Here is a 21,468-nt window from a genome sequence, read left to right as displayed (position 1 = left end):
AAGGAGGTGGACCCTTTCTCTAACCCCCGAGGAATCAGGCGTCTCCGCGGATCGTGCGCATCGCCTCGCGGACGGAGCCACCGGAGGCGGCCAGCGCCTCGGCGGCTCGGCCCGGCGGGACGTCGCACAACAGGGAGACAAGGGCGGTGCGCGTGTCGCCTGCCGCATCGGCCAGGGCGGCCTCGCACGTCTCCGCGTCCATGCCGGTCGCCTCCACCAGGATCTTGACCAGCCGTCCGCGGAGCTTGGAGTTGAGCGCGCTCATGCTGACCATGAGGTTGGAGTAGGTGCGGCCGAGCCGCACCATCACCGCCGTGGACATGGCGTTCAGCACGAGCTTGGCTGCGGTGCCGGCCTTCATCCGCGTCGAGCCCGACACGGCCTCCGGTCCGGTGTCCACCGCGATGTGCACCTCGACCTCCGCCCCGGCCGCCGCGGCCGGGTTGGAGCTGATCAGCACCGTGTGCGCGCCCGCGGCCGCGGCCTGGCGCAGCGCGCCCACGACATAGGGGGTACGGCCGCTGGCGGTGATGCCGACCGCGACGTCGCCGGCGTTCACCTCGCCCGCGTCGCGGGCGCCGAGCGAGGCGTCGTCCTCGACGTTCTCGATCGCGTGGGAGATGGCGTCCATGCCACCCGCGTGGTGTGCGACCACCAGACCGGGCTCGATGCCGTACGTCGGCGGAAGCTCGGCCGCGTCGAGGACGGCGAGCCGCCCGGACGTGCCCGCGCCGAAGTAGTGCACCCGGCCGCCGCCGCGCAGCGCCTCGACCTCCAGGTCGACGACCTTGGCCATCTGCGGCAGCGCCACCGCCACGGCGCCCGGAACTCTGGTGTCCTCGTTGTTGATCAGGCGGAGTATCTCCAGCGTGGGCAGCACGTCGATCTCGGTGGTGCGGGGGTTGCGTACCTCGGTGGGTACGGTCCCCAGCATCGCCAGGGGCATGCTGTCGTTCACCTGCGCCTCCGCTCGGGGCGCACCCGGCGGACCCTGACCGCCTCGAGTGTCGCCTCCAGATGTTCGCTGATCTCGGTCGTACGCTGCGCGACGCCGACGAACACGCAGTCGATCACGGTGAGCTGGGCCAGCCGGCTCGCCGTCGCTCCCGATCGGAACGTGGTCTCCCTGGCCGCCGTGGTCAGCACCAGGTCGGCGGCGTCGGCGATCGGAGAGCGAGGGAAGTTGGTGAGGGCCACCGTCGTGGCGCCGCGGCGCTTGGCGACGCTGAGGGCATCGATCGTCTCGACCGTCGACCCCGTGTGGGAGATCCCGACGGCGACGTCGGAGGCGTCGAGAACCGCTGCGCTGGTGAGCATGATGTGGGCGTCGGACCACGCGTAGGAGGTCCGGCCGATCCGGTGCATCTTCTGCTGGAAGTCCGAGGCCACGAAGGCGCTGGCGCCGACGCCGTAGATGTCGACCCGGCGGGCCTCGGCGATCGCCGTGACCACCTGGCCGAGCACCTCGATGTCGAGCTGGTTGGCGGTCTCCTCGACCGCGCGGGCGTCGGCGAAGGCGATCTTTTCGACGATTTGTTCCAGCGTATCGTCCGCGCTGATGTCGCTGCCCACGACCCGGCCGCCGGTCACTCCCTGTGCCCGGCCCGCCTCGGTGGCCAGCGTGAGTCGCAGCTCGGGATAGCCCGAGAAGCCGATCGCGCGGCAGAACCTGATGACGGTGGTCTCGGAGGTGCCGCACGCCTGGGCGAGCTCGGTGATCGTGGAGCTGGCGACCGCCTCGGGGTCGTCGATGACCCGCTGCGCGACGCGTGCCTCCGCAGGTGGCAGTGATGGCAGCAGCGAACGGACGCGGACGACTGTGCTGAGCGGAGATGCGCCTGTGGCGTCGGCCCCCAGCCCGGATTCGGGCCCGACCTTCCTCATGGCGGAAAGTTTCTTACGAAAACCATGTGATGTCAACGGCTGATGTTCCGATGGCGGCGGCCGATGTTCTACCGTCACTATGTGTGCTCTAACCCGATCGGTCCCTACGTGGTCGGCGTCGACGCCGGCGGCACCCGCACGCGAGCGGCGATCGTCACGCTCGACGGCGTCGTCGCGGGCTACGGCACCGGGCCCGGCGCCAATCCCAACTCCGGCGGCGGCACCGCCGACGAGCTGACCCGGGCGTTGACCGCCGCCCTCACGGACGCTCTGCAGGATCTCGACCCCGCGCGCGTGGTGAACGGCGTCTTCGGCATCGCCGGCGCCGGAGCCGCCAACCGGCCGCGCGCGGTCGCCTCCGCCAACACCGCCTGGGCGGCGGCGGGCATCCCGGGCGAGCCCGAGGTGGTCACCGACATCCCGGTCGCGTTCGCCGCCGGGAGCACCGAACGCACCGGCATCGTGGTCATGGCGGGCACCGGCGCGGGCGCGGCCGTCATCGACGCCGGCGAGATCGAACGCCGCTCCGACGCCAACGGTTACCTGATCGGGGACGAGGGATCCGCGGTGTGGATCGGCCGGGAGGGCGTACGCGCCGCGATGCGCGCCTACGACGGCCGTGGCCGGGCGACGGTCCTCGCCGAGACCATGCCGCGCGCCCTCCTCGGCGAGGAGGCCGGGCCTCTGCTGGCGGGCCTGGATCCGTCCGTCGTCGCGCCGAGCGGCGCGCCGACCGCGGGCAGCACCTGGCCCGGAACCGATCTGCCCCAGGCGATCATCAGGAAGGTCTACGCCGAGCGGCCCGCCACGATCGGCCAGGTGGCGCCGCAGGTGAGCGCGGCGGCGGAGCAGGGCGACCCGGTCGCGATCGAGATCATCGCGGAGGCCGTCCGGCATCTTCTGGAGAACGTCGACGCCGTACGCCCCGCGCTCGATGAGCTGCTCGCCGCCCGGGAGAAGCCCGGGTTCGGCCTCGTGGTCGCCGGGTCCCTGCTGGAGAGCGGGCCGGTGGCCGACGGGGTGCGCGAGGGCCTGGTGAGCCGCTTCGGCGTCGCACCCACGCCGGCGGGCGACGGCGCGGTGGGCGCCGCGCGCCTCGCCGCCCACCGCGTCAGAGCCTAGGAACGGGCGCGGGACGGCGGTTTCCCGACCGTCCCGCGGCCGTTCGGTCACTTCGCGAACGTCAGCCCGTACCCGTACGGGTAGAGCGTCTGGTCGGGATGGCCGGCCACCGGGATCATGACCGGCAGCTTGCCCTGCGGGCTGATCTCACCGAACAGCACCTTGGTGAGCGACTCCAGCGACGCGGGCGTGTAGCCGTACGTCACCAGGTAGTTCTGTGCCTCCGGGAAGTACCCGATGTCGTACGCGTCGCGCACCGACGCCACGATCACCGGCTTGCCCGTCGCGACGAGCGCCTTGACGAGGTTCTGCTGCCCGGGACCGTTGGCCTTGATGTTCCAGGCGGCGTTGGTCGTCACGACGGTCACGTCGTTGTCCTTCGCCTGGGCCACCGCCTTGTCGATCGTCGCCTGCGTGGGGCTGATGCCCGTCTGCAGGACCGAGGTGACCGGCCCGCGCTTGCCGATGTCGTTCGCGAGCGTCTGGGTGGTCGAGACGCCGTACCCGGTCACGAGGACCTTGCGGTTGTCCTTCGGGAGCGGCAGCACGGCATTCTTGACGAGCGTCGTCGTCTTGTCGGTGATCGCCTGCTCGGTCGCGAGGTGCGACGGCGTGCCGACCCGCTTGGCGACCTTGCTCTCGTCCACGTACGGGTGCTGGAAGAGGCCATGGCGCAGCTTGACCCGCAGGATCCGGTAGACGGACTGGTCGATGCGCGACTCGCTGAGCTGTCCGCTCTTCACGGCGTTCAGCACGGCGTCGTACTGGACCTTGAACAGGCCGTTGCCGGCGGAGTCCGTCGGCGGCTTGAGCAGTTCGTCCACACCCGCCTGGAGCGCCAGCACCGGCACCCGGTCGTCACCGTACTTGTCGCGGACGCCCTGCATGCCGAGCGCGTCGGTGACCACCACGCCGTCGTAGTGGAGCTGGTCGCGCAGGATGCCGGTGAGGATCGGCTTGGACAGCGTCGCGGGGTCGCCGGAGGGGTCCAGCGCCGGGACGATGATGTGCGCCGTCATGATCGAGTCGATGCCGTGCGCGATGTCGGCCTTGAAGGGCGGCAGGTCGAGCTTCTCCCACTGCTCCTTCGTGTGGTTGATGATCGGCACGCCGGTGTGGCTGTCGGTATCGGTGTCGCCGTGGCCGGGGAAGTGCTTGGCCGTGGGGATGACGCCGGCCGCCTGGTAGCCGTCGACCGCCTGCGCGGCGAACTGCGACACCAGCGTCGGGTCCGAGCCGTAGGACCGTACGCCGATGACCGGGTTGGCCGGGTTGACGTTGACGTCGGAGTCGGGGGCGTAGTCGGTGTTGATGCCGATCGCCTTGAGCTCCTGGCCGGTGATCTTCGCGCTCGTGTACGCGTCCTTCGGCGTACGTCCCGCGCCGAGGGCCTGGCTGCCGGGGAACTGGGTGAACGGCGCCGGGATCCGGCTGACGATCGCGCCCTGCTCCTGGTCGGTGGCGATGGTCACCGGGATCGGCACCCGCTGCCTCATGGCCGCCTGCTGGATGCCGTTCGACAGGTGCGCGACCTGCGCCGGGCTGGTGACGTTCGGCGGGTCGACCGAGTAGTAGATGATCCCGCCGGGGTGGTACTTGGCGATCAGCTGCTGAGCGTTGTCGACGCCGTACAGCTTCTGGTTGGCGGCGACCGCCGTCGGATCGGTCGTGTCCGCGCTCGTGCCGTACACCTGGAGCACGAAGAGCTGGGCGACCTTCTCCTCGAGCGTCATCCTGTTCAAGATCTTCAGGACGCGTTTGTCCTTGCCGGGCTGGTGCCCGGCCTGTGCCGCGTTGGCGGTACCTGAGCCGATACCGGCCACGGCCACCACTGACGCCGCACCTATGGCAATGAGCCGTCGGCGACGGGACATCGGTAACTCCTTCCGCCCCCGAGATGCGCGAAAGAAAATGACTGGCCCTGGCCAGCGAGCTGAAACTTAGTCACGCGCAGGGAAGGACGTCAACGGCCAGCACTGGACATCAGCCGCCAGAACGGACGTCGGCCGCCACCTTGCGGGCGGCCTCCCGATGCTCCTTCGATCCGATGACGTGCGACGCCTTCGCCGCGTCGACGTACGGCGAGCGGAACATTTCCCGCTCGTACTTCATGTGGAGGATGTGGGTGACCGCGTCGTCGAGGCGGCTCTTGGAGATCCGGCCGGACTTCACCGCGGCGAGCACCGCGTTGTAGGCGCGCCCGAGGTCCCTCGGCATGAGCAGCATGTCGGCGCCGGCCACGACCGCGCGTACCGCCGCCTCCTCCGGCCCGAACTTGATCGTCGCGCCGGCCATCTGGAGGGAGTCGGTGATGATCACGCCGTGGTACCCGAGCGTGCCGCGGAGCAGCCCGCTCAGCACGGTCTTGGACATCGTGGCCGGCAGTCGGGACTTGTCCAGGCCCGGGACGACGATGTGCGCGGTCATGATCACGTCGGCGTGGTGATCGACCGCGGTCTTGAACGGCGGCGCGTCCACGCGCTCCCACTTCGCCCTGCTGTGGTTGATGATCGGCAGGCCCGTGTGGCTGTCGGTGTCGGTGTCGCCGTGGCCGGGGAAGTGCTTGGCCACGACCGCCACGCCGGCGGAGTGGTAGGCGTCGATGGCGACGCCGACGAAATGGGCGACCTTCTTGGGGTCCGCGCCGAACGACCGGATGCCGATCACCGGGTTGTTCGGGTTGATGTTGACGTCGGCGTCGGGGGCGTTGTCCTGGTTGATGCCGACCGCACGCAGCTCTTCGCCGGTGACCCGGGCGGCGGTCCGGACGTCGTCGTCGGGATGCCGGCCGGAGGCGAGCGACTTGTTGGCCGGGAACCGGGTGACGTAGGGCAGCCGCGAGACGGGGCCCTGCTCCTCGTCGGTGCTGATGACGAGCGGCACGCCACCGTGCTTCATCGCGGCCTTCTGCAGGCCGTTGGACAGCTGCGCGGTCTGGCGCGGGGTGCGCAGGTTGACCGGGAAGTAGATCACCCCGCCGAGGTGGTACCGCTCGACCAGCTTGGCACCCTGGGCGGGCGTGGAACCGGGGATGGTCGGCATGAACAGCTGCCCGACCTTCTCGCGCACGCTCATCTTCTTGACGAGGGCGACCTCGGGCGCGACGGGCGTCGGCGACGCCGAGTCCCGCGCGGAGGCGCTCCGGGCCGGGCTGGTGGCCGACCGCGCGCCGGACTCGTGGCACGCCGAAACGGCCATCGCACCAGCGGCGATGGCGGTCACGAACCTCCACCCGAACGTCCGTCGCACCCGCATGACGCTAATGAGTCCCACGGACGAGAGCAAACCCTCCGCACCGGCCGGCATGACTCGCGTGAGTAAAGAGGCCGTGTGAGCAAGGAGAGCCGTCGCCGCCCCGGTCGGGACCGGTGCACTGCCGGACTCACCGGTCAGTCGCCGGGCTCCGATGCCGCGGTGATGACGTCGTCGAGGACGTCGCGGGAGGTGATGAGGTCGCCGATCATGCGGTCGATGCGGTCGCGTTCGGCGGTGAGCTCGGCGACCAGCTTCGCGTCGGCGATCTCGGAGGGGCCGCCGTCGGCGTCACGCATGCAGGGCAGCAGCTCCGCGATCTTCCTGCTGTGCAGCCCCGCGGCGAACAGCTCCTGGATGCGGATGACCCGGTCGACCGCGGCGTCCGGGTAGTCGCGCTGGCCGCCCGGGGTACGGTCGGCGGCCAGCAGGCCCTGTTGCTCGTAGTACCGCAAGGACCGCTCACTCACCCCGGTCCGCCGCGCCAGCTCACCGATGCGCATGTCACTCCTCGCTTGAACCTGACATTGATGTTAGGTCTTACCGTGCCGGCATGACACAGGACCTGGATCTCTTCGAGTACAGCCCGATCACCGAACGGCCGACGATCACCTGGCCCGGCAACGCCCGGGTCGCCGTGTACGTCGGGCTCAACGTCGAGCACTTCCTGCCCGGCCGCCCGTCCACGAGCATCTGGCCCGGCACCGCGGACCTGGTGCCCGACGCACTCAACCATGGCTGGCGTGACTACGGCGCCCGAGTCGGCATCTGGCGCATCACCGACATCCTGGACCGGCACGGCGTCCGGGCCAGCGTGCTGCTCAACTCCGACGTCGTCCACCACTACCCGCAGATCGTCAAGGCCGGCGTCGAGCGGGACTGGGCGTGGCTGGCGCACGGGCGGACCAACTCGATCCTGCACACCGGTATGGACCTGGAGGACGAGCGTCGTGTCCTCACCGAGATCACCGACACCATCGCCGAGGGCACCGGCCACCGACCGCGCGGCTGGATGGGGCCCGGCCTGACCGAGACGTTCCACACCCCGCGGCTGCTGGCCGACCTCGGCTTCCGCTACCTGCTGGACTGGACCAACGACGACCAGCCGTATCCGCTGCGGGTACCCGGCATGATCAGCGTTCCGTACTCGGTCGAGCTCAACGACCTGATGCTCTTCGGCAACGGCACCACCGGGCCGGAGTTCCTCCAGATCGTCACCGACCAGTACGAGCGGTTGCACGCCGACTCCGCGCACAGCGGGCGGGTGATGGCGCTGGCCCTGCACCCGTTCTCCATCGGTCAGGCGTTCCGCGCCAAGTACCTCGACCGGGCGCTGGCGTACCTGGCGGCGCAGCCGGACGTCTGGCTGACCACCAGCGACGAGATCGCCGAGCACTATCTGCGCACGGCCGACCCACGCCAGAGCTGATGACGAGGAGCCGGCGGGGCTACAGGCCGAGGCCGGCCAGGGCGGGCAGAGCCTCGCGGGCGGCGCTGCGGGCAGTCGCGGCGTCGTGGGCGGCGCGTGCGGCGATGGCGGCGTGGCGGCACTGGTCGAGCGTGTGGGCGGCGAGCGCGGCGCGTACGGCGGGCAGGGACGGCGGGCTCATCGACAGCGAGGTGACGCCGAGGCCGGCCAGTACGCACGCCAGCGCCGGGTCGCCCGCGGCCTCGCCGCACACCCCGCAGGCCTTGCCGCCCGCGCCCTCGGCGGTGACTGCGACCAGGTCGAGCACGGCCGGCTGCCAGGGGTCCTGCAACCGGCTGAGCGCGCCCACCTGCCGGTCGGCGGCGAAGGTGTACTGGGCGAGGTCGTTGGTGCCGATGCTGAAGAAGTCGGCCTCGACGGCCAGGTCACGGGCCCGCAGCGCCGCCGCGGGGATCTCGATCATGACGCCCGCCCGCGTGACGCCCGCCGCCCGGCACGCCTCGGCGAACTCCCGCGCCTCCGCGGCGTCCGCCACCATCGGTGCCATGACCAGCAGCTCGACCGGCAGCCCGCGGGCGGCGCGGGCGAGGGCGGCGAGCTGGCCCGCCAACACCTCCGGATGCCGCCGCAGCATGCGCAGGCCGCGTTCGCCGAGGGCGGGGTTGGGCTCCTCCCCCGTGGCCGGCAGGAAGCCCAGCGGCTTGTCCGCGCCCGCGTCGAGGGCGCGCACGACCACGTACGGGAACGCCTGCAGGACCGCGCGGTAGGCGGCCTCCTGCTCGTCCTCGCCGGGCGGCGTCGTACGGTCCAGGAAGAGGAACTCGGTGCGGAACAGGCCGACGCCCTCCGCGCCGTGGGCCAGGGCCGCCGCGACGTCCTGCGGGCCGCCGATGTTGGCCAGCAGCGGCACGGCGTGCCCGTCGGCGGTCGCGCCGGGGCCGGTCGTCGCCGCGAGCGCCGCCGAACGCGCCCCGGCGGCCGAGCGGGCGCGGGCGACCTCCTCGGCGGACGGATCGGGGCGTACGTCGCCGGAACCGCCGTCGACCAGCACGACGGTGCCCTCGGCGAGCGCGGTGCAGCCGGGGCAGGCGACCACGGCCGGCACGCCCATGGAGCGGGCCAGGATCGCGGTGTGGCTGGTCGGGCCGCCCTCCTCGGTGACGAAGGCGACGACCTTCGCGGGGTCGAGGAGCGCCGTGTCGGCGGGCGCCAGATCGCGGGCGACCAGCACGAACGGCTCGTCGGAGTCGGGCACGCCCGGCATCGGCAGGCCGCGCAGCACGGCGACCGTACGGTCGCGGATGTCGTCGAGGTCGGCGACGCGCGCGGCCATGTAGTCGCCCGCGCCGGCCAGCATGTCGCGGAACACCCCGAACGCCTCGTGCACCGCGCGCGGAGCCGAGGTGCCGTCGGCGATCTTCTGCCCGGCCAGCTCGGCCAGGCCCGGGTCGCGGGCCATCATCGCCTGCGCGGCCAGGACGTCCCGTGCCTCGCCGCCGGCCCGGTCGCCACGCTTCTCCAGGTCGGCGGCGACCTCTTCGAGGGCCGCGAGGGCGCGTGCCGTCTCCGCGGCGGCGTCGCCCTCGTGGCGTTCACCCACGGGCGGCTCGGGGACCGCGCCCGCGATCGTGCGCACCGGTCCGGTGCCGGCGCCGGGGCTGACGCCGAGACCGCTGAGGCGGTCAGGCACCGTTCGCGGTCACCGTCGCGACGACCTCGTCGAGGGCGGCGTCGGCGCCGTCGCCCTCGGCACTGATCACGATCTCCTCGCCGTGGCGGACGTCGAGCCCGATCACCAGCAGGATGCTCTTGGCGTTGACCGGATCGGCGTCCGGGCGGCCCACGGTCACGTCCATCGGCGCCTTCGTCGCGGCCTGGACGAACAAGGCGGCGGGGCGGGCGTGCAGCCCCACCTCGGTCTGCACCGTGACACGGCGCTCGGCCATCAGACAGTCTCCCTTGTCGCTACGGGCCCCATCATTGATCCGTCTGCGTCACCTTGCCGAGACCGCGCGGCATGTCGGGGTCGATCCCCAGGCGGCGGGCCAGCCGTTCGGTGATCAGCTGACCCGGCACGATCAGGGCAAGCGGCGCGACCCACTCCGGCAGGTCCGGACCGGGAAGCGCACGTGTGGACGCCTCGGCCAGCATACGGCCGCCGCCGATGCCGTACGCCTTCGCGCCCGCCGCGGTGACCCGCTCGGCCAGCGCGACCGTGCCCGGAAGCGTCGGCCCGGAGTCGGCGGCGACCAGGATCGCCGGGGTGTCGTCGTCGACGACGGCGATCGGCCCGTGCAGCAGGTCGGCGTACGACAGGCCCATCGCGTGCAGGTAGCACGCCTCCTTCAGCTTGATCGCGAACTCCAGCGCCGTGCCGTACGCGATGCCGCGGCCGGACACGACCGCGCCGGGCACGCTCGCGAGCTCCTCCACGATCTCGGGCAGCGCGTCGGCGGCCTCGGTCGCGGCGATCAGCCGGTCGACCTCCTCCGGCGCGCGGCGCAGGTCGGCGATGTCGACCTCGGCGCCCAGGCCGATGCCGAGTACGGCGAGCGCGGCGAGCTGGGTGGTGTAGGTCTTGGTCGCGGGAACGGCGATCTCGTCCCCGGCCCGGGTGACGAGCGCGAGCTGGGCGGCCTCGGCGAGCGGCGAACCCTCCCCGTTGGTGACCGCGACGGTGCGCGCACCGCAGCCGGCGGCCCAGTCGAGGGTCTCGACGATCTCCTCGGTCCGGCCCGACTGGCTGATCGCCACCGCGAGCACGCCGGACAGGTCGATCTTCTTCTTGTACGTCGTCGCGATCGAGGGCGAGGCGAGGGTGGCGAGCCGGCCGGCGTGCGTCTGGACCAGATAACTTCCGTAGACGGCCGCGTTGTCGGACGAACCGCGGGCGATGAACAGCACCTGCCGGGTCTCCCGACCCAGGACGCCGACCTCGGCCACGCGGGGCAACAGCGCGTCGAGCGTCGCGTTCAGCGCGGTGGCCTGCTCACCGATCTCGCTGCGCATACGGGAAGTGTCGGTCATGGGATCTCCTTCGCCGTGTGGAATCTACGGCTCCCGCCGTGCGCGGGTCCACGGCTGTGCGTCCGGCTCCGCGTGCCTGTCGGCGCGTAATCGCGTCGTTACGTCTTCGTAGTTCTGACCTGCATTGACACGCTGACGGGACGTGTGGTCTAGTCCGGACTAGACCAGTATGAACCATACTTCACTCCCCGACATCGCTGCCAGAGGTACCCCATGGGCAAGATCGATCCGACCAGCCCCGTACCCAAGTACTTCCAGCTCCGGGAGATCCTCCTCGACCTGATCGAGGACGCCGAACTGCCGGTGGACGCGCCCATTCCCTCCGAACGGGAGCTGTGCCAGCGTTACCGGCTGTCACGCATGACGGTACGGCAGGCCGTCGACCATCTCGTCACCGAGGGCCGCCTGTACCGCGTGCCGGGCAAGGGCACGTTCGTCGCCCGGCCCAAGATCGAGATGCCGCTGCGGCTCGTGTCCTTCACCGAGGACATGCGGGCCCGGGGCCTCGAACCGGGCGCCCGCGACCTCGACCGCCGTACGACGCCGGCCAACGCCCACCTGGCGCGGGTCTTCGACGTTCCGCCGGGCACCGGGGTCCACGTCGTCGAGCGCCTGCGCACCGCGGACGGCGAGCCGATGGCCGTCGAGCGCTCGCACATCCCGCTGACCGTCGCGCCGGGGCTGCCGGACACGCCGCTGAGCGACGCGTCGCTGTACGACGTGCTGGAGACGCGCTTCGGGATCGTGTTCGACGCCGGGGAGCAGACCATCGAGGCCGGCATCGCCGACACGGCCGACGCCCGGCTGCTCGACCTGGCCCGCGGCAGCGCGGTGCTGCTGCTGCAACGGCGGTCGTTCATGAACGGCACCTGCGTCGAACTCGCCGTCTCGACCTACCGCGCCGACCGCTACCAGCTGCACAGCGCGCTGGAGATCCCCCGTCGGAGCCGAGCGGCCGGACGGTGAGCTGTCCGCATCCGGCCAGGATGTATCTCCCTCTCCGCTGAGACCTCTCTGTGTGTCGCCGCCGTCCGGCGGCCCGCACATCAGGGAGGTCTCATCATGCGCAGGCGAACGCCCGCACGCTCGCCGATCCGCCTCATCCCGTACGAGGGGCGTGAACCGGCCGCGATCGCGGTGCACGGGTCACTCGCTCTCGCCCTGGACTCCGGCCCGCCGCACCGGCGGCCGCCCCGGCCCGTCCTCGGCGTCGTACGCGAGGACCCGCCCGACCTGCGGGCGGAGGCACGGCTGATCGCCCGGCTCGTCCTCGAGGTCCTGGCCGGCGTCCGGCCGTACCACCACCTGGCCGGACGTACGACACCGCGCCTGTTCGAGCGGCTCGGGTCGCTGTCGTCGCGCCTGTCCGGGCGGGCCGCGCCCCGGCTGGGCACGGTGCGGGTCTGTGAGCCCGAGCCGGGTGTCGCCGAGGTGGCGGCGGTGGCGCTGGTCGGCCCGCGCGTCCAGGCGCTCGCGCTGCGGCTGGAGCACGACCGGCGCTGGCGCTGCGCCGCGATCGAGACGACCGTTCCGGCGTGAATGACCGCCCGGGAACCACGGCCCCGCACGCGGGTTCCCGGGCGCGTCACGCCAGCGGATGTCGCGCGTGGAGTCGGCTCAGCCGCGTACGCCGGGCTGGTCGACCACACGCGCGTCCTGGTCGGCGGTGTCGTTCAGGACCTTGCCCGCCCGGGCGATGAGCGTCTTCTTGGCGTACTGGTCCTTGAGCGCGACGGACCGCCAGCCCCGGTACTGGTACGTCTTCGGGTCGAGGATGATCTCAACGCGGATCGTGCTCTCGTCGCGGACGACCGCGACGCCGGTACGGCCGGCGAGATCCTTGACTCCCGGAACGATCCGTACTCCGGAGATCTTCGCGAGCGCGCGGTAGAGGGCGGCGTTGGTCTTCGGCGGGATCAGCTTGTCGTCGTCGAGGATCTGCTGGATGCGCCCGAAGGTGGACGTGTCGTTCCCGCGGTCCTTGACGTCGTGCCGGATCTTCGCCAGCAACGCGTCCGGATCGGTGGGCAGCTTGGCCACGTAGTCGTACATCCAGCGCGGCGAACTCCTCCAGATGGCCGGGCCCGAGACCCAGCCGCCGTCGACGCCGGAAACGACGTGGCCGGGGCGGAGCTTCTCTCCGGGTCGCAGGACACCCTGAATGGTGACCTTCGAACCGTTGATGGACTCGGCGATCCTCCTGCCGTCGAACCGCCACCACTGCTCGACCTTGACCTTGCCCCGCAGCGTGCCGATCTTGTTGCCGGGCGCCATGGCCCAGTTGCGCAGCTCGGGCGCGTACACCCACTGGTTCGCCCGCGGTCTGGGGACCGTCTGGTGCTCGATCGTCTGGGCGGCCAGCTCGAGGCTGGGCGCGGGTCCGACATTCGGCTTGCCCGACGGCGCGGATCCGCCGACCTGGGTCACGACCACGGCGGCGGCGGCACCGGCCGCGATCACCCCCACGGCGCCGAGCCGCCAGCCGATGCGCCGGTGGAGCGGACGGGATCCGGACGCGCGGCCGCCGGGCGACGCCATCTCGGCCTGCAGGCGGGCCCAAGCCCGGGCCTTCACCGCGGCGTCGTCCGGAAGGTCGGCCGGTCGCGCCTCACGGACGAGCGCGATCTCCTTGTCGATCATCGGTTCTCCTCCTGAAATCGCATGGGGTCGACGCCGCCGAACGCACGGCGGATCTTCTTGCGGACACGGTGCAGGCGGGAGCGGACGGTGCCCATCGGCACCTGGAGCGCCTCGGCGGCCTCCTCGTACGTCAGGTCGGCCCAGGCGATGAGGAGCAGCAGGTCGCGGTCGGCCGCGGACAGGTTCTTCAACACGGTCGCGATGCGGGGGCCGAGCAGTTCGGCGGTCACCCGTGCGTCGCTGCCGTCGGTGAACGATGCGGTCTCGCCTTCGGCGGGCGTACGCGCGAGCAGCTGATGGCGGCGCCGTTCGGCCCGGCGGTGCTGGCCGATGAGGTTGGTCGCGATGCCGTACAGCCAGGGCCGGGCGTCCGGCCGGTCCAGGTGGTACCGCCCACGGCTGCGGAAGGCGACGGCGAAGGTCTCGGCGCCGACGTCCTCGCCCGCCTCGGGCCCGAGCCGCCGCACGACGTAGCGGTGGATCTCGTCCCAGTGCCGGTGGAAGATCTCGGCGAATCTCTCCGGATCGGTGAGCGACGCGCGGATGCTCTCGCTGTCGCTCACCTCACCGGTCTCCGGATGCGGGTATGTATCGATCATCACCAACCGGTTCTCCAAGTCCTGCGCGTGCGCGTCGGTTCATCCGGTACTTGGTGTGATCGGGCGTCGCGGTTCCCGCTTTTTTCTAGGCTTCGGCGACCGCTCGCCGCCGGCGCCAGGCCCACTCGACGGGGCCGGACAGCAGCAACAGGAGCAGGGCCCAGTAGCCGACCGTCGGCACGGCCAGCGCGACGACCAGGGAGAACAGCAGGAGGACGGTCGCGGTGACGGGCCCGAGCACGAACTCGCCCGGCACGGGGTTGTCCTGCGAGGCCACCTCGGGGTCGCTCCGGATGATGAGGTACATCGCGGCCTGCAGCCCGGCGGCGACGAGGACCGTACCGATGTAGAGGCCGGTCGTGAACCGGCTGCTGTCGAACACGCCCACCATCTCGGTGGAGAACGGCAACACCACGATGGCCAGCAGCCAGGCGCTGTTACAGAGCAGCAACGGCGTGGAGTACGCCCGCACGTGCTGGTACGCCTTGTGGTGCGACAGCCAGAGCCTGATGATCACCGCGAAGCTGAGGAGGAAGGTCCAGATCTCGGGCTGGTGACCGGTGATCACCTCGGTGGCGGGGCGGTGCTCTCGGGCGACCTCGGGAACGACGTCCACGAGCGGGAGCACGAGCAGCGTGACGGCGATCGCCACGACGGCGTCGGTGAACAGAATCAACCGGTGTGGTTCTTTGAGGGCGGACACCGCAACAAGCTAGCGGCCGATCCCGTACGGGGACGATCCACCGCGGAAGGTGCGCTGGGGACGGCCGGTCAGAGCAGCGGGGCGTGCGGGAACCCGCCGAGTTGTGCCTCGTAGGCGGCCGCAGCTCGGTACAGCGCGGTGACGACCGAGGCATGGCCGATCCCGGCGCCGACGGAGGCCGCCGACCCGGAACCGGACCCGCCCGGTGGCAGACGGGCCACCGGCTCTGCACGCGAGACGGCCCCGGGCGGATCGGAGATCCGCCCGGGGCCGTTCGCGTTATCGTCCGGCGTCAGTTCTTGCGCGGGTCGCCGTGGCAGCGCTTGAACTTCTTGCCCGAGCCGCACGGGCACGGGTCGTTGCGCGAGACGTCGGCGTAGACGTCGTCGGTCTCATCGGTGTGGGTCTCGACGCCGCCCTCACCGTCGACCGTCGGCGCGCTGTAGCTCAGGCTCTGCGGCCGGCTGCCCTCGTCGAGGCCCTTGGCGACGATCTCCGGGACGTCGTCTTCTTCCTCCTCCTCGGCCGTGTCGGCGAGCTCGACCGGGGCCTCGCCGACACCCGCCACGGCGGGCTGCTGCTCCTCCTCGGCGATCTCCACCTCGAGGTTGAACAGGTAGCCGACCGACTCCTCCTTGATGCCCTCCAGCATCGCGGTGAACATGTCGTAACCCTCGCGCTGGTACTCGACCAGCGGGTCGCGCTGGGCCATCGCCCGCAGGCCGATGCCCTCCTGGAGGTAGTCCATCTCGTAGAGGTGCTCGCGCCACTTGCGGTCGAGGACCGACAGGACGACGCGCCGCTCCAGCTCGCGCAGGACCTCGCCGCCGAGCTCCTCCTCGCGCTTGGTGTACGCCTCCTGGGCGTCCTCGGTGATCTTCTCGGTGAGCAGCTCGGCGGTCAGGCCGGCCTCGCCGCCCGCCTCCTCGACCAGGTCGTCGGAGCTGATCGAGATCGGGTAGAGCTGCTTGAACGCCTTCCACAGCTTGTCGAGGTCCCACTCCTCCGGGAAGCCCTCGGCGGTGGCCGCCGTGACGTAGCCCGCGACGACCTCGTCGATCATGTGGACGATCTGCTCGTGCAGGTCGGCGCCCTCGAGGACCTTACGGCGCTCGCCGTAGATGACCTTGCGCTGGCGGTTGAGGACCTCGTCGTACTTGAGGACGTTCTTGCGGATCTCGAAGTTCTGCTGCTCCACCTGGTGCTGGGCGGACCGGATGGCGTTCGAGACGATCTTCGACTCGATCGGCACGTCGTCCGGGATGTTGAGGCGGGTCATGATCGCCTCGACGCGGGCGGAGTTGAACAGCCGCATCAGGTCGTCTTCGAGCGAGAGGTAGAACCGCGACTCGCCCGGGTCGCCCTGGCGGCCGGAACGGCCGCGCAGCTGGTTGTCGATGCGCCGCGACTCGTGGCGTTCGGTGGCGAGGACGTACAGGCCGCCGAGCTCGGTGACCTCCTCGTGCTCCTCCTTGACCGCCTGCTTGGCCTTCTCGATCGCCTCCGGCCAGGCCTTCTCGTACTCCTCCGGGGTCTCCAGCGGGGACAGGCCCTGGGCGTGGAGCGCCTGGTCGGCGATGTGGTCGGGGTTGCCGCCGAGCATGATGTCGGTGCCACGACCGGCCATGTTGGTGGCGACCGTGACGGCGCCCTTGCGGCCCGCCTCGGCGACGATCAGCGCCTCTTTCTCGTGGTACTTGGCGTTCAGCACCTCGTGCGCGACACCGCGCCGCTTGAGCATCCGCGAGAGCTTTTCGGACTTTTCCACCGAGGTCGTGCCGACCAGGACCGGCTGGCCCTTGTCGTGCTTCTCCTTGATGTCCTCGACCACGGCCTCGAACTTGGCCTGCTCGGTCTTGTAGACGACGTCGGGGACGTCCTTGCGGATCATCGGCTTGTTCGTCGGGATCGGGATGACCCCGAGCTTGTAGATCTTGTTGAACTCGGCCGCCTCGGTCTGGGCGGTACCGGTCATGCCACCGAGCTTGTCGTAGAGGCGGAAGAAGTTCTGCAGGGTGATCGTGGCGAGCGTCTGGTTCTCGTCCTTGATCGCCACGCCTTCCTTGGCCTCGATGGCCTGGTGCATGCCCTCGTTGTAACGACGGCCGTGCAGGATGCGCCCGGTGAACTCGTCGACGATCAGGACCTCGCCCGCGTTGACGATGTAGTCCTTGTCCTTCTTGTACAGCTCCTTGGCCTTCAGCGCGTTGTTCAGGAAGCTGACCAGCGGCGTGTTGACCGAGTCGTACAGGTTGTCGATGCCGAGCCAGTCCTCGACCTTCTCGACGCCGGACTCCAGGATGCCGACCGTGCGCTTCTTCTCGTCGACCTGGTAGTCGCCGTCCTCGCCCTCGGGCCCGTCGGTGGCGCGCTTGAGCCGCGGCACGATCTTGGCGAACTCGACGTACCACCGGGAGTTCTGCTCGGCGGGGCCGGAGATGATGAGCGGGGTACGCGCCTCGTCGATGAGGATGGAGTCGACCTCGTCCACGATCGCGAAGTTGTGGCCGCGCTGGACGCACTCATCCAGGCTCCAGGCCATGTTGTCGCGCAGGTAGTCGAAGCCGAACTCGTTGTTGGTGCCGTACGTGACGTCGGCGGCGTACGCCTTGCGGCGGTCCTCCGGCGTCATGTCGGCCAGGATCACACCGACCTCGAGGCCGAGGAACTGGTGGACACGGCCCATCCACTCGGCGTCGCGCTTGGCGAGGTAGTCGTTGACCGTGACCACGTGCACGCCGTCGCCGGCGAGGGCGTTGAGGTACGCGGGGAGGACACAGGTCAGGGTCTTGCCCTCACCGGTGCGCATCTCCGCTATGTTGCCCATGTGCAACGCGGCCCCGCCCATGATCTGCACGTCGAAGTGGCGCTGACCCAAAGTCCGCTTGGCGGCCTCTCGGGCCGTGGCGAACGCTTCGGGAAGCAGATCGTCAAGGGACTCGCCGTCGGCGAGACGCTCCTTGTAGGTGTCGGTGAGCGCGCGCAACTCCGCGTCGCTCATGTCGACGAAGTCTTCCTCGATGGAGTTGACCTGGTCGGCGATCCGCTTGAGCTTACGCAGAACTTTGCCTTCGCCGGCGCGAAGGATCTTGTCGATGACTACTGGCACTCTCGGGAGCTCCTCGCAGCGTTCGTGGTATCGCCGGGGGTCGTGTCGGAGGCGCGCGTACACGACCCGTACGGTGTCATCGTAGGCGAGTCCAACCGTACAGCGGGACAACCGTCACTATCACGAGACCGGTGATGCCCGCGACCGGGTCAGGGTTCGCCATGATCGTGCCAAGCGATCGTGTAAAAAACTGGAGCAGCGGGCGCGTGACCGGTCGTCCGCACCGAACGAAAGCGCGTGACCCGCGGGGAGGGATGAATGGCCCAGAACTCACACGCCGGCCGTGCCAGCTCATGGCTGGCGGTCGTCGTGATCTGGATCGGATTCGGCGTGGGGGGCGTCGCGCTGGTGCCGCACCCGAAGTGGTGGCTGTTCTGGGTCGGCGTCGGGATCGTCGTGGTCGGCGGGCTGATCGCCGCGGCCGTGCACATCTTCGACGACGTCATCTTGGACGGTCCTCGCCAGGTGGCCGAGAAACGGCACCACTCCGAGCTCGCCGGCGCCCGTGGCGAGGTGGGTGGGCCGGGGACGGCCACCGACCCGGCCACGACCAGGCCGCACGGCTGATCTTCCTCACGTTCCTGTCGGTGGTGGTCCGTAACATCGGGCCATGCCTCCCGTAGAGCTCACCCCCGAGCAGGCACGCCGGATTCAACTTCGCGCCCAAGGTCTCCTCGGGCGTGTCGCGAGCACACATCGAGGCGGTGGCCTGCGCGGCGACCCCGGTGCCCGGCGTGCCCTCGGCACGCTCCGTCATCTCGGGGCGGTTCAGCTCGACACCATCTCGGTCCTGGCGCGCTCTCATGAGCTGGTCGCCTACGCGCGCCTGGGCGCCGTCGGCCGCTCCAGCGTCGAGCGCGCCTACTGGAACGGCACGGCCGCCTTCGAATACTGGTCGCACGCCGCGTGCGTGCTGCCGATCGAGGACTGGCCGCTGTACGCCTTCCGGCGCCGTGACTACCAGCGGAAGGGCCGTCACTGGCACCGCACGCCCGAGCAGGCGTGCAAGGAGGTGCTGGAGCGCCTCCGCTCCGACGGCCCGCTGACGGCGACGGGCCTCGGCGGCGCGAAGAAGGGCGGTGAGTGGTTCGACCGTACGGACCACAAGATCGCCGCGGAATACCTCCTGGCGACCGGTGAGGTGGTCTGCACCCGGCGGGTCGGCTGGCGCCGGGTGTACGACCTGGCGGAGCGGGCGATCCCGGCGGAGCTGCGCGAGCAGGACCTGTCGGACGATGAGTGCGTCACCACGCTCGTCGCCCGTGCGGGCCGCGCCCTGGGGGTCGCGACGCGGGCGGATCTGGCCGACTACGTCCGGGTCCGGGGCGAACAGGTCGACGGGGTGATCGAGGCGACCGGCCTGGTTCCGGTGGAGGTTCGTGGCTGGAGCACCGCCTGGGCCCATCCGGAGGCCCTGGCCGAGGTGCCGCGTGGCCGCCACCGCACGACGCTGCTCTCGCCATTCGACTCGCTGGTGTGGGATCGCAAGCGCACCCAGCGGATGTTCGCCTTCGACCACCGCCTGGAGGCGTACGTCCCGAAGGCGAAGCGCGTGCACGGCTACTTCACGATGCCCGTGCTGGCGGGCGGGCATCTGATCGGCCGGGTCGACCCGGCGCGTGAGGGCACGACGCTGATCGCCCGCAAGGCCTCCGTGGAGCCGGCGGCGGCGAACACCCCGGGCAAGGCCGAACGCGCGGTCGCCCACCTGGCCCAGGCGCTGCGCGAGGCGGCGGAATGGGTGGGCTGCGACGCGGTCCGCGTCGAACGCATCGACCCGCCGGCCCTCGCCGCACCGCTGACCGCCGCCCTGAATTAGGGCGGGGGCTCTCGGCCGGGGTCAGCTGATTTCGAGCAGCTTCTCCCGTACCGCGTACACGACGGCCTCCATCCGGGAATGGAGCTGGAGTTTCTCCAGGATGTTCCGGATGTGGTTTTTGACGGTGTTCTCCGAAATGAACAGCTCTTTGGCGATCTCGCGGTTGCCGAGCCCCCGCGCGACCAGGCGCAGGACCTCCATCTCGCGGTCGGTCAGCTTCGGCGCGGGCACCTGCTGCTGGCGCTCGTCGCCGCGCTTGGCCATGGCCGCGAACTCGGTGATCAGCTTCGAGGCCATCGACGGGCTGATGAACGACTGGCCGTCGTGCACCGCGCGCACGACGTCGGCGACCTCGTCGATCGAGACGTCCTTCAGCAGGTAGCCGGTGGCGCCCGCCTTGATCGCCTCGAAGAGGTCCTCCTCCTCGTCGCTGATGGTCAGCATCACGATCTTGACGCTGGGCACCTGGTCCTTGATGGCCGTGCACGCCTCGATGCCGCCGCGACGCGGCATCCGGATGTCCATGAGCACGACGTCCGGAACGAGGTCACCCACCTGTTCCACGGCCTCCTCGCCGTCACCGCACTGGCCGACGACCTCGACGCCGTCCTCGTCGTCGAGGACCATCTCGAGGCCACGGCGGAACAGCGCGTGATCGTCGACGATGAGGACGCGGATGGGGTCACCGGCCGCGGGGTCACGAGTCTGCGGAGCCTCGCTCAACTCCTCCTCCAAACGGTGCGCCGGCCCATGGGGATCGTGGGCGTCTTCGCGGGGGTGAGACATATACGACCGTGTGGTCCCAGGCGGTCCCTCGCCGGAACCGCCTGGGACCAGATTGGTCGAGGTGGTGGCGCCGCGCAAGCGCGGCGTCACTCCTCGATAAGACGGATCACTCCATAATCCCAGCCCCGCCGCCGGTAAACGACACTCGGACGGCCGCTCTCCTTGTCACGGAAGAGATAGAAATCGTGGCCGACCAGTTCCATCTCGAATAGTGCCTGGTCAATGGTCATTGGGTCCGCTTTGTGCGACTTTTCGCGCAGAACGACCGGACCGTCGCCCTCCATCGCGATCGGCACGATGCCCTCGGGCTCGGGCGGGGCGTACGCGTCGGTCTCCGGCGTGCGCGCGGGCTCCTCGGCCCGGGCCGGCGGCTGTTCGGATGCGATCGGGGGGAGCGCGTCGGTCTCCGGCGCGAGCGCGTCGGCGAGCCTGGCACGGCCATGGGTGCCGTGGTGGACCTTGCGGCGGTCGCACGCGCGGCGCAGGCGGTTCTCCAGCTTGCCGAGGGCCATGTCGAGAGCGGCGTAGCGGTCGTCCGCGGCGGCCTCGGCCCTGATCACGGGGCCACGGGAGACGATGGTGAGCTCGATCCGCTCACGGGTGTCGGACTGGCGGGGGTTGTGCTCTTCGGAGACCTCCACGTCGACACGGATGACCTTGGGATCCAGCTTCTCCACCTTGGCGAGTTTGGTGTCCACATGACGACGGAACCGATCGTTGACGTCCGTGTGACGCCCCTTCACGATGATGTCCATAGGGGACCCCCCTCCTCCCGGTATTCAAGAGCACCCGGCACGGGGCAGCCGGGCTCGACACTCCATGTCTCCATACGTCGGTTGCCGTGACGTAGAGGAAACACCCGCCCGGCCGACCTGGTCTTCGTCCCCACATCCGCCTGCTGAGGGTCTCGCAGCGCTCTCGCCACTACTGCCCTTCTCCCGGTCCGGAGGACATCTGATCCCCCGGCGGGGCAGGTCTTACCTCTAAGCCGCACCGTGATCGGTCGACGAGAAGTCGCCTTACGTGGGCCGTTTCGCCTGCGGCTGGCATCGGCTTGCCGGGCCGGTTGAGACTCGGCGCAACCACGGACCCGGGCGG

Annotated in this window: 21 protein-coding genes; 6 read left to right on the top strand and 15 right to left on the bottom strand. The window is 70.4% G+C overall.

The window, feature by feature from the left end; genetic code table 11:
• Nucleotides 1-34: 34 nt before the first annotated feature.
• Nucleotides 35-946, bottom strand: a complete 912-nt coding sequence (locus ABEA10_RS35095) for an N-acetylmuramic acid 6-phosphate etherase (RefSeq protein ID WP_345471392.1) — start codon at nt 944-946, stop codon at nt 35-37.
• Nucleotides 947-954: 8 nt separating this feature from the next.
• The gene (locus ABEA10_RS35090; protein ID WP_345471374.1) at nt 955-1,884 is read right to left on the bottom strand and encodes a MurR/RpiR family transcriptional regulator; all 930 of its coding nucleotides are present in this window, start codon (nt 1,882-1,884) and stop codon (nt 955-957) included.
• Nucleotides 1,885-1,965: 81 nt separating this feature from the next.
• On the opposite strand from ABEA10_RS35090, the gene ABEA10_RS35085 reads away from it, so the two are divergent.
• Nucleotides 1,966-3,006: an N-acetylglucosamine kinase gene (locus tag ABEA10_RS35085; RefSeq protein ID WP_345471372.1), complete on the top strand. Its 1,041-nt coding sequence runs from the start codon at nt 1,966-1,968 to the stop codon at nt 3,004-3,006.
• Nucleotides 3,007-3,053: 47 nt separating this feature from the next.
• Here the strand turns inward: ABEA10_RS35085 and ABEA10_RS35080 are convergent, their stop codons facing one another.
• The 3 genes from ABEA10_RS35080 to ABEA10_RS35070 all read right to left on the bottom strand — a co-directional run bounded on the left by ABEA10_RS35080 (nt 3,054) and on the right by ABEA10_RS35070 (nt 6,761).
• Entirely contained in the window at nt 3,054-4,880 is a 1,827-nt protein-coding gene (locus ABEA10_RS35080; RefSeq protein ID WP_345471370.1) for a glycoside hydrolase family 3 protein, read from the bottom strand.
• Between the two features lie 109 nt (nt 4,881-4,989).
• Nucleotides 4,990-6,255, bottom strand: a complete 1,266-nt coding sequence (locus ABEA10_RS35075) for a glycoside hydrolase family 3 protein (RefSeq protein WP_345471368.1) — start codon at nt 6,253-6,255, stop codon at nt 4,990-4,992.
• A 140-nt stretch (nt 6,256-6,395) separates the two neighbouring features.
• Nucleotides 6,396-6,761: a MerR family transcriptional regulator gene (locus tag ABEA10_RS35070; RefSeq protein WP_345471366.1), complete on the bottom strand. Its 366-nt coding sequence runs from the start codon at nt 6,759-6,761 to the stop codon at nt 6,396-6,398.
• 50 nt (nt 6,762-6,811) lie between these two features.
• Between ABEA10_RS35070 and ABEA10_RS35065 the strand changes: the two genes are divergently transcribed.
• The gene (locus ABEA10_RS35065; protein ID WP_345471364.1) at nt 6,812-7,687 is read left to right on the top strand and encodes a polysaccharide deacetylase family protein; all 876 of its coding nucleotides are present in this window, start codon (nt 6,812-6,814) and stop codon (nt 7,685-7,687) included.
• A gap of 19 nt (nt 7,688-7,706) precedes the next feature.
• Here ABEA10_RS35065 and ptsP read toward each other — a convergent pair whose 3' ends face one another.
• From ptsP to ABEA10_RS35050, 3 genes are read right to left on the bottom strand one after another with little or no spacing between them, the layout of a single operon-like run.
• Entirely contained in the window at nt 7,707-9,377 is a 1,671-nt protein-coding gene (gene ptsP, locus ABEA10_RS35060; RefSeq protein WP_345471362.1) for a phosphoenolpyruvate--protein phosphotransferase, read from the bottom strand.
• Nucleotides 9,370-9,633 carry an HPr family phosphocarrier protein gene (locus ABEA10_RS35055; RefSeq protein WP_345471360.1) on the bottom strand — a complete coding sequence of 88 codons (264 nt, stop codon included), beginning with the start codon at nt 9,631-9,633 and terminating at the stop codon, nt 9,370-9,372. The genes ptsP and ABEA10_RS35055 overlap by 8 nt, the downstream gene beginning before the upstream one ends.
• 31 nt (nt 9,634-9,664) lie before the next feature.
• On the bottom strand, nt 9,665-10,714 hold the full coding sequence (locus ABEA10_RS35050) for an SIS domain-containing protein (protein WP_345471358.1): 1,050 nt from the start codon (nt 10,712-10,714) through the stop codon (nt 9,665-9,667).
• Between the two features lie 213 nt (nt 10,715-10,927).
• On the opposite strand from ABEA10_RS35050, the gene ABEA10_RS35045 reads away from it, so the two are divergent.
• Nucleotides 10,928-11,680, top strand: a complete 753-nt coding sequence (locus ABEA10_RS35045) for a GntR family transcriptional regulator (protein ID WP_345471356.1) — start codon at nt 10,928-10,930, stop codon at nt 11,678-11,680.
• A 96-nt stretch (nt 11,681-11,776) separates the two neighbouring features.
• Nucleotides 11,777-12,253 carry an Rv3235 family protein gene (locus ABEA10_RS35040; RefSeq protein ID WP_345471354.1) on the top strand — a complete coding sequence of 159 codons (477 nt, stop codon included), beginning with the start codon at nt 11,777-11,779 and terminating at the stop codon, nt 12,251-12,253.
• A gap of 78 nt (nt 12,254-12,331) precedes the next feature.
• On the opposite strand, the gene ABEA10_RS35035 is transcribed toward ABEA10_RS35040, so the two are convergent.
• The 5 genes from ABEA10_RS35035 to secA all read right to left on the bottom strand — a co-directional run bounded on the left by ABEA10_RS35035 (nt 12,332) and on the right by secA (nt 17,765).
• Nucleotides 12,332-13,354, bottom strand: a complete 1,023-nt coding sequence (locus ABEA10_RS35035) for a CU044_5270 family protein (protein WP_345471352.1) — start codon at nt 13,352-13,354, stop codon at nt 12,332-12,334.
• Nucleotides 13,351-13,953 carry an RNA polymerase sigma factor gene (locus tag ABEA10_RS35030; RefSeq protein ID WP_345471390.1) on the bottom strand — a complete coding sequence of 201 codons (603 nt, stop codon included), beginning with the start codon at nt 13,951-13,953 and terminating at the stop codon, nt 13,351-13,353. The genes ABEA10_RS35035 and ABEA10_RS35030 overlap by 4 nt, the downstream gene beginning before the upstream one ends.
• Nucleotides 13,954-14,038: 85 nt before the next feature.
• Nucleotides 14,039-14,656 carry a TMEM175 family protein gene (locus tag ABEA10_RS35025; protein ID WP_345471350.1) on the bottom strand — a complete coding sequence of 206 codons (618 nt, stop codon included), beginning with the start codon at nt 14,654-14,656 and terminating at the stop codon, nt 14,039-14,041.
• Between the two features lie 68 nt (nt 14,657-14,724).
• Entirely contained in the window at nt 14,725-14,877 is a 153-nt protein-coding gene (locus tag ABEA10_RS35020) for a hypothetical protein (protein WP_345471348.1), read from the bottom strand.
• A gap of 71 nt (nt 14,878-14,948) precedes the next feature.
• Nucleotides 14,949-17,765 (bottom strand): preprotein translocase subunit SecA, encoded by a 2,817-nt coding sequence (gene secA, locus ABEA10_RS35015; protein WP_345471346.1) that lies wholly within the window; start codon nt 17,763-17,765, stop codon nt 14,949-14,951.
• A 258-nt stretch (nt 17,766-18,023) separates the two neighbouring features.
• On the opposite strand from secA, the gene ABEA10_RS35010 reads away from it, so the two are divergent.
• Nucleotides 18,024-18,332, top strand: coding sequence for an HGxxPAAW family protein (locus ABEA10_RS35010; RefSeq protein WP_345471344.1), 309 nt, complete (start codon nt 18,024-18,026; stop codon nt 18,330-18,332).
• Between the two features lie 43 nt (nt 18,333-18,375).
• Entirely contained in the window at nt 18,376-19,584 is a 1,209-nt protein-coding gene (locus ABEA10_RS35005) for a winged helix-turn-helix domain-containing protein (RefSeq protein ID WP_345471342.1), read from the top strand.
• Between the two features lie 21 nt (nt 19,585-19,605).
• Here the strand turns inward: ABEA10_RS35005 and ABEA10_RS35000 are convergent, their stop codons facing one another.
• Nucleotides 19,606-20,307, bottom strand: a complete 702-nt coding sequence (locus ABEA10_RS35000) for a response regulator transcription factor (protein WP_329251566.1) — start codon at nt 20,305-20,307, stop codon at nt 19,606-19,608.
• A gap of 149 nt (nt 20,308-20,456) precedes the next feature.
• Nucleotides 20,457-21,125, bottom strand: coding sequence for a ribosome hibernation-promoting factor, HPF/YfiA family (hpf, locus tag ABEA10_RS34995; protein ID WP_345471339.1), 669 nt, complete (start codon nt 21,123-21,125; stop codon nt 20,457-20,459).
• Nucleotides 21,126-21,468 lie beyond the last annotated feature (343 nt).

The organism is Actinoallomurus oryzae, from assembly GCF_039541955.1.
GTDB classification, from domain to species: Bacteria; Actinomycetota; Actinomycetes; order Streptosporangiales; family Streptosporangiaceae; genus Actinoallomurus; species Actinoallomurus oryzae.
This window is presented reverse-complemented; position numbering and strand designations above follow the sequence as displayed.

Bases quoted from the DNA above. Each gene is read 5' to 3' on its own strand.
- ABEA10_RS35095 (WP_345471392.1), bottom strand. From the start codon at position 946: ATGCCCCTGGCGATGCTGGGGACCGTACCCACCGAGGTACGCAACCCC.
- ABEA10_RS35035 (WP_345471352.1), bottom strand. From the start codon at position 13,354: ATGATCGACAAGGAGATCGCGCTCGTCCGTGAGGCGCGACCGGCCGAC.
- ABEA10_RS35030 (WP_345471390.1), bottom strand. From the start codon at position 13,953: ATGATCGATACATACCCGCATCCGGAGACCGGTGAGGTGAGCGACAGC.
- ABEA10_RS35040 (WP_345471354.1), top strand. From the start codon at position 11,777: ATGCGCAGGCGAACGCCCGCACGCTCGCCGATCCGCCTCATCCCGTAC.
- ABEA10_RS35090 (WP_345471374.1), bottom strand. From the start codon at position 1,884: ATGAGGAAGGTCGGGCCCGAATCCGGGCTGGGGGCCGACGCCACAGGC.
- ABEA10_RS35065 (WP_345471364.1), top strand. From the start codon at position 6,812: ATGACACAGGACCTGGATCTCTTCGAGTACAGCCCGATCACCGAACGG.
- ABEA10_RS35045 (WP_345471356.1), top strand. From the start codon at position 10,928: ATGGGCAAGATCGATCCGACCAGCCCCGTACCCAAGTACTTCCAGCTC.
- ABEA10_RS35005 (WP_345471342.1), top strand. From the start codon at position 18,376: ATGCCTCCCGTAGAGCTCACCCCCGAGCAGGCACGCCGGATTCAACTT.
- ABEA10_RS35070 (WP_345471366.1), bottom strand. From the start codon at position 6,761: ATGCGCATCGGTGAGCTGGCGCGGCGGACCGGGGTGAGTGAGCGGTCC.
- ABEA10_RS35010 (WP_345471344.1), top strand. From the start codon at position 18,024: ATGGCCCAGAACTCACACGCCGGCCGTGCCAGCTCATGGCTGGCGGTC.
- hpf (WP_345471339.1), bottom strand. From the start codon at position 21,125: ATGGACATCATCGTGAAGGGGCGTCACACGGACGTCAACGATCGGTTC.
- ABEA10_RS35080 (WP_345471370.1), bottom strand. From the start codon at position 4,880: ATGTCCCGTCGCCGACGGCTCATTGCCATAGGTGCGGCGTCAGTGGTG.
- ABEA10_RS35055 (WP_345471360.1), bottom strand. From the start codon at position 9,633: ATGGCCGAGCGCCGTGTCACGGTGCAGACCGAGGTGGGGCTGCACGCC.
- ABEA10_RS35050 (WP_345471358.1), bottom strand. From the start codon at position 10,714: ATGACCGACACTTCCCGTATGCGCAGCGAGATCGGTGAGCAGGCCACC.